Annotated in this window: 12 protein-coding genes; 5 read left to right on the top strand and 7 right to left on the bottom strand. The window is 73.1% G+C overall.

Annotated features, from left to right (window positions below; genetic code table 11):
• The first annotated feature begins 40 nt into the window (after positions 1 to 40).
• Positions 41 to 2,263 carry a serine hydrolase gene (locus Aau02nite_RS00350; RefSeq protein WP_212986237.1) on the top strand — a complete coding sequence of 741 codons (2,223 nt, stop codon included), beginning with the start codon at positions 41 to 43 and terminating at the stop codon, positions 2,261 to 2,263.
• Between the two features lie 18 nt (positions 2,264 to 2,281).
• Here the strand turns inward: Aau02nite_RS00350 and Aau02nite_RS00345 are convergent, their stop codons facing one another.
• Complete coding sequence (locus Aau02nite_RS00345) at positions 2,282 to 2,668, bottom strand: VOC family protein (RefSeq protein ID WP_212986236.1); 387 nt, start codon at positions 2,666 to 2,668, stop codon at positions 2,282 to 2,284.
• A gap of 68 nt (positions 2,669 to 2,736) precedes the next feature.
• Here Aau02nite_RS00345 and Aau02nite_RS00340 point away from each other — a divergent pair, with 68 nt between their 5' ends.
• The 4 genes from Aau02nite_RS00340 (at position 2,737) to Aau02nite_RS00325 (ending at position 5,016) form a co-directional block, all read left to right on the top strand.
• Positions 2,737 to 3,285 carry an RNA polymerase sigma factor gene (locus tag Aau02nite_RS00340; protein ID WP_212986235.1) on the top strand — a complete coding sequence of 183 codons (549 nt, stop codon included), beginning with the start codon at positions 2,737 to 2,739 and terminating at the stop codon, positions 3,283 to 3,285.
• Positions 3,282 to 4,094, top strand: a complete 813-nt coding sequence (locus tag Aau02nite_RS00335) for a hypothetical protein (RefSeq protein ID WP_212986234.1) — start codon at positions 3,282 to 3,284, stop codon at positions 4,092 to 4,094. Before Aau02nite_RS00340 ends, Aau02nite_RS00335 begins: the two co-directional genes overlap by 4 nt.
• Before the next feature lie 113 nt (positions 4,095 to 4,207).
• The gene (locus Aau02nite_RS00330; RefSeq protein ID WP_212986315.1) at positions 4,208 to 4,411 is read left to right on the top strand and encodes a hypothetical protein; all 204 of its coding nucleotides are present in this window, start codon (positions 4,208 to 4,210) and stop codon (positions 4,409 to 4,411) included.
• On the top strand, positions 4,408 to 5,016 hold the full coding sequence (locus Aau02nite_RS00325) for a DNA-3-methyladenine glycosylase family protein (RefSeq protein WP_246594789.1): 609 nt from the start codon (positions 4,408 to 4,410) through the stop codon (positions 5,014 to 5,016). The genes Aau02nite_RS00330 and Aau02nite_RS00325 overlap by 4 nt, the downstream gene beginning before the upstream one ends.
• Before the next feature lie 27 nt (positions 5,017 to 5,043).
• Here Aau02nite_RS00325 and Aau02nite_RS00320 read toward each other — a convergent pair whose 3' ends face one another.
• The 6 genes from Aau02nite_RS00320 to Aau02nite_RS00295 form a co-directional block, all read right to left on the bottom strand.
• Positions 5,044 to 6,063, bottom strand: coding sequence for an exo-alpha-sialidase (locus tag Aau02nite_RS00320; RefSeq protein ID WP_212986233.1), 1,020 nt, complete (start codon positions 6,061 to 6,063; stop codon positions 5,044 to 5,046).
• Positions 6,060 to 6,827 (bottom strand): aminoglycoside adenylyltransferase domain-containing protein, encoded by a 768-nt coding sequence (locus Aau02nite_RS00315; RefSeq protein ID WP_212986232.1) that lies wholly within the window; start codon positions 6,825 to 6,827, stop codon positions 6,060 to 6,062. The genes Aau02nite_RS00320 and Aau02nite_RS00315 overlap by 4 nt, the downstream gene beginning before the upstream one ends.
• Positions 6,814 to 8,529 (bottom strand): glycoside hydrolase family 13 protein, encoded by a 1,716-nt coding sequence (locus Aau02nite_RS00310; protein WP_212986231.1) that lies wholly within the window; start codon positions 8,527 to 8,529, stop codon positions 6,814 to 6,816. Before Aau02nite_RS00310 ends, Aau02nite_RS00315 begins: the two co-directional genes overlap by 14 nt.
• A 69-nt stretch (positions 8,530 to 8,598) precedes the next feature.
• On the bottom strand, positions 8,599 to 9,660 hold the full coding sequence (locus Aau02nite_RS00305; protein ID WP_212986230.1) for a LacI family DNA-binding transcriptional regulator: 1,062 nt from the start codon (positions 9,658 to 9,660) through the stop codon (positions 8,599 to 8,601).
• 30 nt (positions 9,661 to 9,690) lie between these two features.
• A complete protein-coding gene (locus Aau02nite_RS00300; protein WP_212986229.1) occupies positions 9,691 to 10,599 on the bottom strand; it encodes a serine hydrolase domain-containing protein in 909 nt (302 codons plus the stop codon).
• A 40-nt stretch (positions 10,600 to 10,639) separates the two neighbouring features.
• Positions 10,640 to 12,631 (bottom strand): ATP-binding protein, encoded by a 1,992-nt coding sequence (locus tag Aau02nite_RS00295; RefSeq protein WP_212986228.1) that lies wholly within the window; start codon positions 12,629 to 12,631, stop codon positions 10,640 to 10,642.
• Positions 12,632 to 12,633 lie beyond the last annotated feature (2 nt).

Here is a 12,633-nt window from a genome sequence, read left to right as displayed (position 1 = left end):
TCCTGGGACGAATTCGCTCTTCGACCCAGGAGGCACCTGCATGCGTACGCGAAAAGGTCTGGCCGTCGCCGCCGCCACCACGCTCTGGCTGGGGCTCGCCGCAGCCCCGGCGCCCGGCGCTCCCACCGCGGAGCCTGACCCCGGCCGGCTCCAGCAATCCGTCACCGCCGTGCGCGACCTGCTGCTCAAAGCCGGCGACCGGATGCGGCCCGGCGAGGAGCTGACTCCCCCGCCCGCCGGCGCGGACGCGATCCGCGTCGAGGCCGCCGGGCAACCCCCCGCGGCCGTGCTCACCGACGGCGCCGCCCCACCGCTCTACCGCCACCGCGAGCTGGGCTGCGAGGTGCCGGCCTTCGCCGAGTCCCGGTTCGCCGGCTTCGACGCCCAGGTCACCCAGATGATGCAGGACTGGGGCTTCATGACCGCGTCACTCGCCGTCGCCAACGAGTGCGCCACCATCTACGACCAGGGCTACGGCCGGGTCGGCCCGTGGTGGGCCCGCAACGCCCCGGCCGGCGACGTCACCGACCTCGGCCCGGCGACCCCGGACAACGAGCTGTTCCGCATCGCCAGCATCACCAAGCCGCTGACCGCCGCGGCGATCCACGACCTCGACGAACGCGACCTGCTCGAGAAGACCGACTATGTGTTCTGCGTGAAGGGCGGCCCGGCCGACTGCATCCTGACCGTCGACCTGCCCGCCGGCTTCGACGAGCGCATCGCCGACCTGCGGGTCCGGGACCTGGTCGGGCACCGGGGCGGCTTCGACAACAACAAGACCACCGACTACCTGTTCCGGGCCTGGGAGGTCTACCAGGCCGGCAACCTGAACGCACCGCCGACGCCGCGCGACTTCACCGAGTTCATGCTCGGGCTGGGCCTCGACGCGGCGCCCGATGCCGAGTACCACTACTCCAACCTCGGCTACCTGATCCTCGGCCTGGTGATCGAGAAAGCCGGCAAGCTGCCGTACCGCGACTACGTCTACCAGCGGCTGCTGGCCCCGCTCGGGATCGCGTCCGGCGACGTGGTGCTGTCCCGCACCAAGCGGCTCACCCGTAACACCCGCGAGCCCGCGTACTGGTGCGTCGACAAGAACTGGAACGCCAACGTGCCGATCAGCACGTTCGCCGGGGAGGCCGGGCAGCGGCGCTGCTACGCCGACGGCGGCTGGGTGCTGGAGTCGATGGCCGCGCACGGCGGGCTGTCCATGACCGCCTCGGCGGTGGCGACGTTCTACGCGCACTGGTGGAACTTCGGCACCCCGCGTACGGCCGAGACGTACTGGAACTTCCCGGCCGGCACCAAGACCGCGTACTCGCACAACGGCCGGCTGGCGGCGACCCAGACCGTGGCGGCCCGCTGCGTCAACGGGCTCAACGTGGTGCTGCTGACCAACCAGCACGCCTGGGGCAGCTTCGACTGGGCCGCCGCCGAGGAGCGGCTGTGCCGGGCCGCCGACGACTTCCTCGCCCAGGGCCCGTACTACTCGACCATCTGGGAACGCGACGGGCGCGACTGGCGCTCGCACCGCGCGACCCCGGCCGCCGGCTACCAGGCCCTGGTCGACACCACCAAGGCCGACGGCTTCCGGCTCGTCGACGTCAACGGCCACCGCGGCGACAGCGGTACGACCTACGCCAGCACCTGGGTCCGCAACACCGACGGCACGCCCTGGGCGGCCACCCACGGGCAGACGTTCGCCGCGTTCAGCGCCCGTTTCGACCAGCTGAAGAAGGCCGGCTACCGGATGACCAAGGTCTCCGGCTGGCGCGACGGCGACCAGCCACGGTACGCCTCGGTCTGGACGGCCAACCCGGACAAGAGGTTGTGGATCAGCCACATCCGGATGACCGACGCCGAATACCAGCAGCACGCCGACGAGTACGACGCCAAGGGCTACCGCCTGATCTCGGTGGACGGCTACGAGCTGGCCGGGCAGGCCCGGTACGCGGCGGTGTGGCTGGCTGACCCGGGCACTGCCGGCAGCGGGAACACGGCGACGCCGTACCGGGCGATCCACGGTGCGACGGCGGCCGCGTACCAGGCCTGGTTCGACGCGGCGGCGGCCGACGGCTTCCGGCTGACCGACAAGGACGTCTACACCGTCGGCCCGGCGGTGCGCTGGGCGGCCATCGCGACCCGGGACGGCGGGCCGCCGACCCGCTCGTTCAGCACCTGGAACTTCTACACGTACCAGCCGCGCTGGGCCCAGGAGAAGGAGGCGGGCTACCGGCCGGTGACCATCTCGGCGTACCGCTGACGGCCGGTCGCCCGGATCTCACGGCTGCCCGGGATGCCGTTCGGCCCCGGAGCGCGTGACGCAGAACTCGTTGCCGGCTGGGTCGCTCAGCACGACCCAGCCGGCGCCGTCGGGCATGCGGTGGTCGGCATGCACGGACGCGCCCAGCGCCAGCAGGCGCTCGACCTCCGCGTCGCGGCCCCGGTCGCTCGGTTCGAGGCAGACGTGCACCCGGTTCTTGCCCTGCTTGCTCTCCGGCACGGCCTGGAAGTACAGCCGGGGCCCGCCCGGCGGCTCGACGACGACCTCGGCGTCGCCGGGTGCGCACTCCGGGTGGACCGGGTGACCGATCACCTCGGCCCAGAAGGCCGCCAACGGGTACGGGTCGGCGCAGTCGAACGACACGTTGCGGATGAGCGAGACCATGACCGGCAGGGTAGTAGTGATCCGCCTCGTGATGGACATGAGTGGACGTGACCAGATCCCATGCCCCCATGACGGCCGACCCACCGACGGGCACTGAGCCCGCCGCCGAGGTCGCCTTCCGAGCCCTGTTCGAGGCCGCGTACGACGATCTGCTCCTCTTCGTCGAGCGGCGCACCCACGCCCTCGCCGCGGAGGACGTGGTCGCCGAGGTCTTCCTGACCGCGTGGCGCCGCCTCGACGACGTCCCGCCCGACCTGGATCAGGCCCGGGCCTGGTTGTTCACGGTGGCGCACCATCTGCTGCGCAACAGCCGCCGCAGCGACCACCGTCAGCAGGCCGTCGCGCTGCGTATCCTGCGCGAGCCCGGGGCCACGGACAGCGGGGCGCCGCCCGACGACGTCGCCGCCCGTCTCGACCTGACCCGGGCCTGGGCGCGGCTCAGCCCGGGCGACCAGCAGGTGCTCACCCTGACCGTGTTCGAGGACCTGACCGGCCCGCAGGCCGCCCGGGTGCTCGGCATCTCCGCCACCGCCTTCAGCCTGCGGCTCCTGCGCGCCCGGCGCCGCCTGCGCAAACACCTCACCGCCCTCCCCACCGACCCCGGAGCGACAGCATGAGCAGCAACGACCGACGTGACCTCGACCTGCAGCTGCGCGCCGCGGCCACCCCGGTGGCGCCCGGACGGGTGCGGCAGACCTCCGCCCAGGCGCTGCTGGAGCACATCGTCACGGTGCCCCGTACCGCCGAGGGCGCAGCCGTGCCCGCGGCCCGGCGCAGTCACCGCACCCGGTGGGCCCTGGCCGGCGCGGCCGCCGTGGCGGTCACCGGCGCCGCCCTGGTCGTGCCCGGTCTCGGCGGCGGCGACCAGGCGTACGCGTCCTGGACCGCCACCCCGGCCGCGCTGGCCACCGGCGACACCCGCGAGCTGAGCCAGGAGTGCGTCCGGGAGAAGCTGCAGCCCCAGTACGGCTACACCCCGGCCGAGCTGGCCGCCGCGAAGATGGTCCTCGGCGAGCGCCGCGGCGACTACAGCTACCTGTCCATCGCCACGCCCCGGTGGACCGCCACGTGCTTCCGCGACAAGGCGGGGGACGTGCACCAGGGCAGCATCATGGAGGCGCCGGTGACCGACGCCGCGCTCGGCCGCAAGGGCGTCGAGATGCAGGGCTGGAGCCAGCTCAAGACGAGTGAGGGCTACGCCCGGCTGATGTCCGGGCACCTGGGTTCCGAGGTCGTCGCGGTCGACGTCGTGCTGCCCGGCGGCAAGAAGGTGCAGGCCACGGTCAAGGACCGCTACTTCGTGGCCTGGTACCCGGAGGCGGTGGACGCGCCGGGTGGCACGACCCTCACCCTGCGCCTGGCGGACGGCAGCACGGTCGCGGGCCTGGCCGCCAGGGACCTGCACGAAGCACCCGAGCTGGACTGAGCGGGGACCGGCCGCGCCGCCCGTACGGGTGGCGCGGCCGTTTCGCGCGTCACCCGGGTCCGGCGGGGTAGTAACCGGGGTGAGGCACCGCCGCCACCACCGGAAGGAACCCCATGACCAGCGAGGACCGCGTCGTCACCAACGCCGCCGGCACCGACCAGCACATCACCGGCAGTCCGGAGACCGGCGACTTCATCACCGACCAGGCGCCCACGGCGACCACCCCCGCCCACGGCAGCAGCAACTCCGGCGTCAACGCGACCGGGGCCAACAAGCCCGGCGCCGCCGAGGACGCCACCGGCGAATCCCGGGAGTGACCGCCGCCATCACCGAGCTCGGCCGGCGCGATCCCGCCTTCGCCACCATCGTCGAGCGGTTCGGGCCGCCGCCGGCCTGGCGGCGCGATCCCGGCTTCGCCACCCTGTTGCGGATCGTGCTGGAGCAGCAGGTCTCGCTCGCCTCGGCCCAGGCGGCCTTCGACCGGCTGGCCGCGGTCGTCGAGCCGCTCACGCCGTACGGCTTCCTGCTCCTGGACGACGCCGGCCTGCTGGCGATCGGCTTCAGCAGGCAGAAGACCCGCTACGCCCGGGCGCTGGCCACGGCCGTGCTGGACGGCTCGCTCGACCTCGACGCCCTCGTCGGCCTGGACGACGAGCAGGTCGACGCGGCGCTGCGCACGATCCCGGGCATCGGCCCCTGGACGGCGACCATCTACCGACTGATGGCGCTGGGCCGGCCGGACGCGTGGCCGGTGCACGACATCGCCCTGGCGCAGGCGGTCGCCGAGCTGTGGCACCTGCCGGCCCGCCCGTCCCCCGAGCAGATGCTGGCGATCGCCGAGGCGTGGCGCCCGTGGCGGGCGGACGCGGCGAGGCTGCTGTGGCACTACTACCTCTCGACACCACGAAGGCCCGGTCGATGACCGGGCCTCGGGGTGTGCGGGTGGAACTCAGAAGTCGGCGCGCTGGCTGCGGACGATCTGCAGCTTCGCGTAGTCCGGGGAGCTCGTCCGCACGTTGAAGCCGAGAGTCCAGTACCAGTCCGGCTCGCGTTCGATGCTGCTGGGGTTGGCCTGGTCGTAGTGGCCCGAGTCGTAGAGCTGCTTGGTCACGGTGGCGCTCCACGTCGTGGCGAGCGGGTTGTCGAACAGCACGCCGCGGGTGGGCCGGTGGCTGTAGTCGTAGCGGTTGCCGTAGGTGAGGAAGATGTCCGGGTCGCCGGGGTCGCCCACCTTCAGCAGGTGGTGGGAGCTGGCGTGGAAGCCGGCGCCGTTGATCTGCGGCCGGTGCACGTTGAAGGCGGCCGTGTCGCTGTAGGCGTTCCAGCGGGCCACGACGAAGGCCCGGGCGTGCCGGCCGGTCTGACCGGCCGGCGGGTCGGCCAGGATGGCCTCGGCGCGGATGCCGGCCACGACGGTGTCACCGACCTGCACGAAGCTCGGCTCGGTGTAGCGCAGGTTCTCGGTGGCCGGCGAGTCGTCGTTCGCGATGATCCGGCGGAACGACTGCGGGGCGAGGAGCTGGCCGGTGCCGGGCTGGTACTTCGCCCGCAGGTAGTACGAGCCGCCGTTGGAGCCGTCGGCGTAGAACGGGATCAGCACCTCGTCGACCGAGGTGGCCGTGTTCGTCAGGGGCAGCACGCTGCCGTGGGTGGCGACGCTCGCCGGCATGCCCGCCACGCGCAGCTCCACCGGGTCGGTGAAGCGCGTCCAGGGTGCCTGCCAGTACGAGTAGTAGACCTTGCCCTGGGCGAAGAAGGTCATGATGACCTTGCCGTCGCGCATCCGGGTCAGGTTGGGGTCCCGGGTGTCGATGCCCTGCCACGGCGTCTGCTTGTCCAGCGCCGGCCCCGGGCCGTCCCACTTACCCGTGGCAGGGTCGAAGAAGGACAGCTCGATCCGGCCGACCGACTCGTGCTCGAGGGCCCGGTGCCAGACCGTGGACGGTCTTGGCGATGCCGATTGTGTCACTGCCGTCCGGCGTCCCGCAGACCGCCGATCCGGGCCAGGACCGCATCGACGTGCGGCCCGACTTGCGCCTTCAGCTCATCGCTCCAGCTCTCGTCGGCATAAGAGGTGGTCAGATACAGGTCCCGGGCGAAGGCGAGCACCGGCCGGTGCTCGGGCGCCAGGCGGGCCAGCGCCCAGTCCGCGGCTGTGTCCTTGGCCACGATCGTGCCGGTGGCCAGGGTGGTCCAGATGCGGGCCAAGGTCAGCAGCACGTTGCGGGTGTCCTCGGCCAGGTCGGCGAGCAACCCCGGGATGCCGTCCACGCCGGCCCGGAACAGCAACTCGGTGGGCACGGGGTCGAGCACCTGCGCCGGCGGCAGCCCGGCCAGCGTACGGTCTCCGGCCAGGGCGACCGCGGCTTCCAGGGCCAGGCCGGGCATCGGCTCCGGTGCGGGGATCAGGCCGGCCTCGTAGTCGGCGCGCAACCATTCGCCGTACCGGAAGTCGCCGGTCGGTGGGTAGCGCCAGGGGCGCACCGCGGCCTGGACCACGACGGTGAGCTCCACCGGCCGGGCCCCCACCGCGGAACCGGAGATCGGCAGCAGGCCCGCGATCAGGGCCCGCCGCTGATCCTCGGTCAGCGAGCGCCGGGTGACCGCGAGGATGTCGACGTCGCTGGCCGGCCGCAGGCCGCCGAGGACGGCGGAGCCGTGCAGGTACGCACCGGCCAGCTCCGTCCCGGTGACCTCGGTGATCAGGGCGACGACCCGCTCAGCTTGCTCCATCCGGCGATCCTGGCACCCACCAGACGGTCGTGTCCGCCGGAATTTCCACCTCCGGGCCGGACAGGTCCACCGGCCCGCTGGTCAGCAGGGCCTGACCCGGCCGCGCGATCCGGATCGGCGCATCCGTCATGTTGACCGTGCACCGCACCGACCCGCCACGCTCGAAGACCAGCAGCCCGGCCGGCGCCTCGCACCACCGCAGGTTGTCCGCCGCGCCCAGCGCCGGTTCGGCCCGGCGCAGCGCCAATGCCGCCCGGTACAGCTCCAGAGTGGACGCCGGGTCGCCCTGCTGGGCCGCCACGCTCAGCCGGGCCCAACTCGCCGGCTGCGGCAGCCAGCTCGCCCCGCCCTCGGGACCGAAGCCGTACGGCGCCTTCTCACCGGCCCACGGGATCGGCACGCGGCAGCCGTCGCGGTAGCCGTCCTGGCCGGTCGCGCGGTGGAACGCCGGGTCCTGACGGACCTCCGGCGGCAGGTCGACCACCTCGGGCAGGCCGAGTTCCTCACCCTGATAGAGGTACGCCGAACCGGGCAGCGCCAGCAGCAGCAGGGTGGCCGCCCGGGCCCGGCGCAGACCCGCCACCGGGTCCACTTCGACCGGCCGGCGTCCCGCCACGTCACCCTCGTCGGTCTGCAGCAGCCGGGTGGTGTGCCGCACCACGTCGTGATTGGACAGCGTCCAGGTGGCCGGGGCGCCGACCCGGCGCATGGCCCGCAGGGACTCGTCGATGACGCGCCGCTGGGTGGCGACGTCCCAGGCGGTGCCGAGGTAGCTGAAGTTGAACGCCTGGTGCAGTTCGTCGGGGCGGACGTAGTCGGCCACCCGGTCCAGCGTCGGCGCCCACGCCTCGGCCACCGCGATCCGCTCGCCCGGGTATTCGTCCAGGATCCGGCGCCAGCTGCGGTAGATGTCGTGCACGCCGTCGCGGTCGAAGCAGGGGCTGACCCCCACGTCGAGCAGGTGCCACTCGGTCCGGGCGCCCAGGTCGGGCAGGCCCTCGGCCTTGACCAGGCCGTGGGCCACGTCGATGCGGAAGCCGTCGACGCCCAGGTCCAGCCAGAAGCGCAGGATGGTGCGGAACTCGTCGGCCACCGCCGGGTGGTCCCAGTTGAAGTCGGGCTGCTGCGGCGCGAACAGGTGCAGGTACCAGTCGCCGGGGGTGCCGTCCGGGTCGGTGGTGCGGGTCCAGGCCGGCCCGCCGAAGATGGACGGCCAGTCGTTGGGTGGCAGCTCGCCGCCGGCGCCGCGGCCGGGGCGGAAGTGGTAGCGGGCGCGCAGGGCCGAGCCGGGGCCCTCGGCGATCGCCCGGCGGAACCATTCGTGCTGGTCCGAGGAGTGGTTGGGGACCAGGTCGACGATGACCCGCAGGCCGAGGTCGTGGGCGTCGCCGAGCAGGGCGCGAGCGTCGGCCAGGGTGCCGAACATCGGGTCGACCGTGCGGTAGTCGGCCACGTCGTAGCCGGCGTCGGCCTGCGGCGAGGCGTAGAACGGCGACAGCCAGACGGCGTCGACGCCCAGCTCACGCAGGTACGGCAGGCGGCTGCGCAGGCCCGGCAGGTCACCGATGCCGTCGCCGTCGGAGTCGGCGAAGCTGCGCGGGTAGACCTGGTAGATGACCGCGTCCCGCCACCAGGAGGTGGGCGCGGTCGAGGCGGCGCCGTCGCGCTCAGCCGTCGGGTCTGCGGTCAGTTGATCGGTCATGGCGGCTGACGCTAGCAGGTTACTAACTCGTGTTACATAGCTCGTGACCGAGTTTTTCGCGGAGCCCGGTCAGGCCGGTTTCGCCGTGGAGTCGCGCACGATCAGCGAGGTGCCCAGCGACTGGTGCGGGTGCTGGTCCTCGCCGCGGATGGCCGAGATGAGGAAGTCCGCCGCGGTGCGCCCCTTGGTCACGATGGGCTGGCGGACCGTGGTCAGCCGGGGCCGGAACCAGGCCGACTCGGCCAGGTCGTCGAAGCCGGTCACCGACACCTCGCCGGGGACGTCGACACCCAGCTCCCGCAACGCGTCCACCGCCCCGTAGGCGAGCACGTCGGACAGCGCCAGGATCGCCGTCGGCGGCTGCGGCCCGGCCATCAGGGCCCGCGTCGCGCGGTAGCCGTCCGTCCGGGTCACCGGCACCTCGGCCAGCCGGATGTCGTCCAGGCCCAGCCCGGCCTCGGCCAGCGCCTCGGTGATGCCGGCCATCCGCCGGGCCAGCGGGCCCCGGTAGCCGCGTAACGCCCGGTCCGGGCCGGGGTCCATCGAGACCACGGCCAGCCGCCGGTGGCCCAGCTCCAGCAGATAACGGGTGACCTCGCGGGCGCCGCCGTGGTCGTCGACGTCCACGCTGGGCGCGTTCTCGTACCGGTCGCTGTCGATCAGCACGAACGGGATGTCGCGGCGGACCAGCTCGGCGACCTCACCGCGGTCGGTCTCCAGCCCGCAGACGATGAAGCCGTCCACCGCGGCGTACGGGATCGCCTTGAGCACCGAGTCCTGCAGCGGCGGGGTCAGCAGCAGCGTGTAGCCCTCCTGGTCGCACACCTGCCCGACACCCATCAGGAACCGGGCGTAGTACGGGTTCTCCAGGATCCGGGCCAGCCGTTGGGGCAGCAGCACACCCAGCGACTGGGTGGCCCCGGACTGCAGCATCCGGGCCAGCGTGCTGGGTGCGTAGCCCAGCTCCTGCGCCGCCGCGAGGATCCGCTCGCGGGTCGCGGTGGAGATGCGCTGCGGATTGTTGAACGCGAAGGACACCGCCGAACGCGACACCCCGGCGGCCGCCGCCACGTCGCTGGACGTCGGTTTACCGCGGCGGCGCGGCTGCTCGCCGGTCCTTCTCGACGGCATCCGCGCGACCTCGCTGAGTTGGGTGAGCGCCTACGATAACGCAGCGGCCGTCAGCAGCTGCCGGGTCACCGCGTGCACGTCGGTGTGCTCGTCGTCGCTGAGCAGCACCACGCTGGCCCGGGGCCCGGGCAGCCAGGCCGCGAAGGACACGAATCCCGGGATGTCGCCCGGGTGGAAGTACGCCCGGTGACCGCCGACCGTGCCGACGAACAGACCGTAGCCGTAGTGGCCGGCGAAGAACGAGCGCCCGGGTCGCGGCTCCTCGGCCGTGGGAGCCAGCGGGCCGGTCAGCACCGCGTGGGACTCGAAGCCCAGCAGCGCACCGGTGTGCAGCTGCTCGTGGTAGCGGGTCAGGTCACCGACGGTCGACCACACGTCGCTGGTGCCGGCCATCGGCGGCAGGGCCGGCGCCGCCACCGCGTCGCGCTCGGGCCGGCCGATCGTGGTGGCCGCCATCCCGAGCGGCCCGAACACGTGCTCGGTGAGGAAGTCGCCGTACGGCTGCTGCGCCGCCTGCTCGACGATGGACGCGACCAGCAGGTAGCCCGGGCTGCTGTAGAGCCAGCCCAGGCCCGGCCGGCTCGCGGGCGTGCCCTGCGGGATCAGCCCGAGCCGGTCGGCGATCGCCATCGCCGCGTCCACCTCGAACCCCGGTTCGGTGCCCCAGTGCGGCAGGCCGGAGGTGTGGGTCAGCAGGTGGTGCAGGGTGACCTCGCGCCACCAGGGCGGGCTGCCGGGCAGCCAGGGCGCGACCGGCCGGTCCAGGGCGAGCTTGCCGCGCTCGGCGAGCAGCAGGGCGGCCACCGCGGCGAACTGCTTGCCGATCGAGGCGACCGGGAAGCGGGTCCCGAGCGTGACGGGCGGGCCGGCGGACTGCACCGCGACGGACCCGCCGACGGTCACCTGCGCGGCGCCGCGCAGGCCCTCGAGTGTGCGCATGGCCGACAGGCTATCCCCGTTCAGCGCGGATGCGGAGGTCTCAGGCCGCCGGGAGCCGGATGGTGAAGGTCGTGCCGGCCCCCTCGGTGGACTGCACCTCGATGTGGCCGTCGTGGTTGTCCACCACCGTGCTGACGATGGCCAGGCCCAGACCGGTGCCGGGAACCGCCTGCCGGACCGCGTTGCTGGCCCGGAAGAAGCGCGTGAACAGCGCCTTCTGCTCCGCCGCGGGGATGCCCATGCCGGTGTCGGCGACCACCAGGACGATCTCGGTACCGTCGCGGTGGGCCGTCACCCGCACCTCGCCCCCGCCCGAGGTGAACTTCACCGCGTTGGCCAGCAGATTCATCAGGACCCGGTCGAGCTGGTCGGGATCGGCGTGCAGCGGGAGCGGACCGTCAACCGCGATGTGCAGGGTGACCTCCGCCTTGGCCGCCGCCGGCGCGATCACCTCGACCGCGTGCTCGACCAGCGAGGCCAGGTCGACCGGCTCCCGCGAAGTGGAGAACGCGCCGGACTCGATCTTGGAGAGGATCAGCATCTCCTCGATCAGGTCCCGCAACCGCCGGGTGTTGCGCCCGATCACGTCCAGCATCTTCCCCTGCGGCGCGTTCAGTTCACCGGCCTCGGCGTCCAGCAGCAACTCGACGTAGCCGGAGATGCTGGTCAGCGGCGTACGCAGCTCGTGCGAGACGGTGGACATGAAGTCGGTCTTGGCGGTGTCCAGCTCCTGCAGGCGGGCGACCAGGTGCTGCTCGCGCTCGTACAGGCGGGCCAGGTGCACGCCGCGGCCCAGGTCGGCGGCGACCACCTCGACGAGCCGGACGTCCACCGGGGTGAAGGCCGGGCCGTGGTCGCGCAGCAATGTCAGCGCGCCCAGACATTCCTCGCCGACACTGACCGCCACGGTGAGCACCGCCTCGGCGCCCACCTCGGCGCACGCCCGGATCTCGGCCTCCGGCGGCTGCACGTCCCCGGCCGGGGCGGCGTCGTCGGTGGTCCACACGTCACCGCCGGAGAGCCAGCCGACGTCGCAGGCGGCGAGCGCGGCCAGGCGGCCGTCCACGTGCTCGTCACCGAGGCTGGCGTGCTGCGGCACGTCGGTCTGCCCGGGAGCCATCCGGACCAGCACGTGGTCGGCGTTCATCGTGCCGGCCAGGCCGCGGATCGCCTCCCCGATCGCGTCGCGCACCCGCAGGTGCGCACGGATGCGGTAGCCGAGCTCGCGGACCTCGCTGCGCAGCCGGGCCACGTCCCGTTCGGCGGCGCGGATCCGTTCGCGCTCGTCGGCCATGGCGTTGACCGCAGCCGCGACCGCCCGGATCTCGGTCGGCCCGCGGCCGGTGTCGGCCCGGGCGTCGAGCCGGCCGGCCCCACGCTCGTCGAGGACCCGGACCACGCCGCCGAGCGGGCGGGTGATCCGGCGGGTGGTGACCAGGGCCATGATCCCGGCCGCCGCCGCAGCCACCAGGGTCAGCACGAGCACCATCACGACGGTGGCGCCGCCCAGCCACGAGCTGCGCCGCTGCAGCGTGGCGACGCGCCGGGCCAGGGCCCGGTCGAAGGCCTCGTTCTCGCTGACGAAGGCCTGGAACAGCAGCTTGCCCTCGGTCACGTAGTCTGCCGCGTCGTCGCTGCGGGGCGGTGCCCGGCGCTGCTGCTCGGCCAGGGCCCACCAGACGTCCGCGCGGGCCAGCTGGGCCTCGACGGCCGGCTCCTCGGCGGCGGTCGCCAGGCCCTGCAGGTTGAGGCTGGCCTGCGTGTACTCGCTGCGGGCGACGAGGTAGGTGTCCAGCACCTGCCCGTCGCCGGTCAGCAGATACCCGCGCAGGCCCCGCTGGGCGTCGCCGAGCACGGCGCGCAGCCGCGCGTTGGCCAGCTCCAGCGGCTGCACGTGGGTCGAGAGCTCGCGGACCACCCGGTGCTGCACCAGAACGGTGGTCATCTCGGCCACCCCGGAACAGACGATCAGGGCGACCAGGACGGCGAACGATCTCGTCAGCAGGCGCCCGACAGTGGGGTCACGGCGCATGG

It is taken from the genome of Actinoplanes auranticolor (assembly GCF_018332655.1).
Lineage (GTDB): Bacteria > Actinomycetota > Actinomycetes > Mycobacteriales > Micromonosporaceae > Actinoplanes > Actinoplanes auranticolor.
The sequence above is the reverse complement of the archived record's forward strand: the minus strand, read 5'-3'. Positions and strand labels throughout refer to the sequence as shown.

Bases quoted from the DNA above. Each gene is read 5' to 3' on its own strand.
- Aau02nite_RS00340 (WP_212986235.1), top strand. From the start codon at position 2,737: ATGACGGCCGACCCACCGACGGGCACTGAGCCCGCCGCCGAGGTCGCC.
- Aau02nite_RS00310 (WP_212986231.1), bottom strand. From the start codon at position 8,529: ATGACCGATCAACTGACCGCAGACCCGACGGCTGAGCGCGACGGCGCC.
- Aau02nite_RS00305 (WP_212986230.1), bottom strand. From the start codon at position 9,660: ATGCCGTCGAGAAGGACCGGCGAGCAGCCGCGCCGCCGCGGTAAACCG.
- Aau02nite_RS00330 (WP_212986315.1), top strand. From the start codon at position 4,208: ATGACCAGCGAGGACCGCGTCGTCACCAACGCCGCCGGCACCGACCAG.
- Aau02nite_RS00335 (WP_212986234.1), top strand. From the start codon at position 3,282: ATGAGCAGCAACGACCGACGTGACCTCGACCTGCAGCTGCGCGCCGCG.
- Aau02nite_RS00295 (WP_212986228.1), bottom strand. From the start codon at position 12,631: ATGCGCCGTGACCCCACTGTCGGGCGCCTGCTGACGAGATCGTTCGCC.
- Aau02nite_RS00315 (WP_212986232.1), bottom strand. From the start codon at position 6,827: ATGGAGCAAGCTGAGCGGGTCGTCGCCCTGATCACCGAGGTCACCGGG.
- Aau02nite_RS00300 (WP_212986229.1), bottom strand. From the start codon at position 10,599: ATGCGCACACTCGAGGGCCTGCGCGGCGCCGCGCAGGTGACCGTCGGC.
- Aau02nite_RS00350 (WP_212986237.1), top strand. From the start codon at position 41: ATGCGTACGCGAAAAGGTCTGGCCGTCGCCGCCGCCACCACGCTCTGG.
- Aau02nite_RS00345 (WP_212986236.1), bottom strand. From the start codon at position 2,668: ATGGTCTCGCTCATCCGCAACGTGTCGTTCGACTGCGCCGACCCGTAC.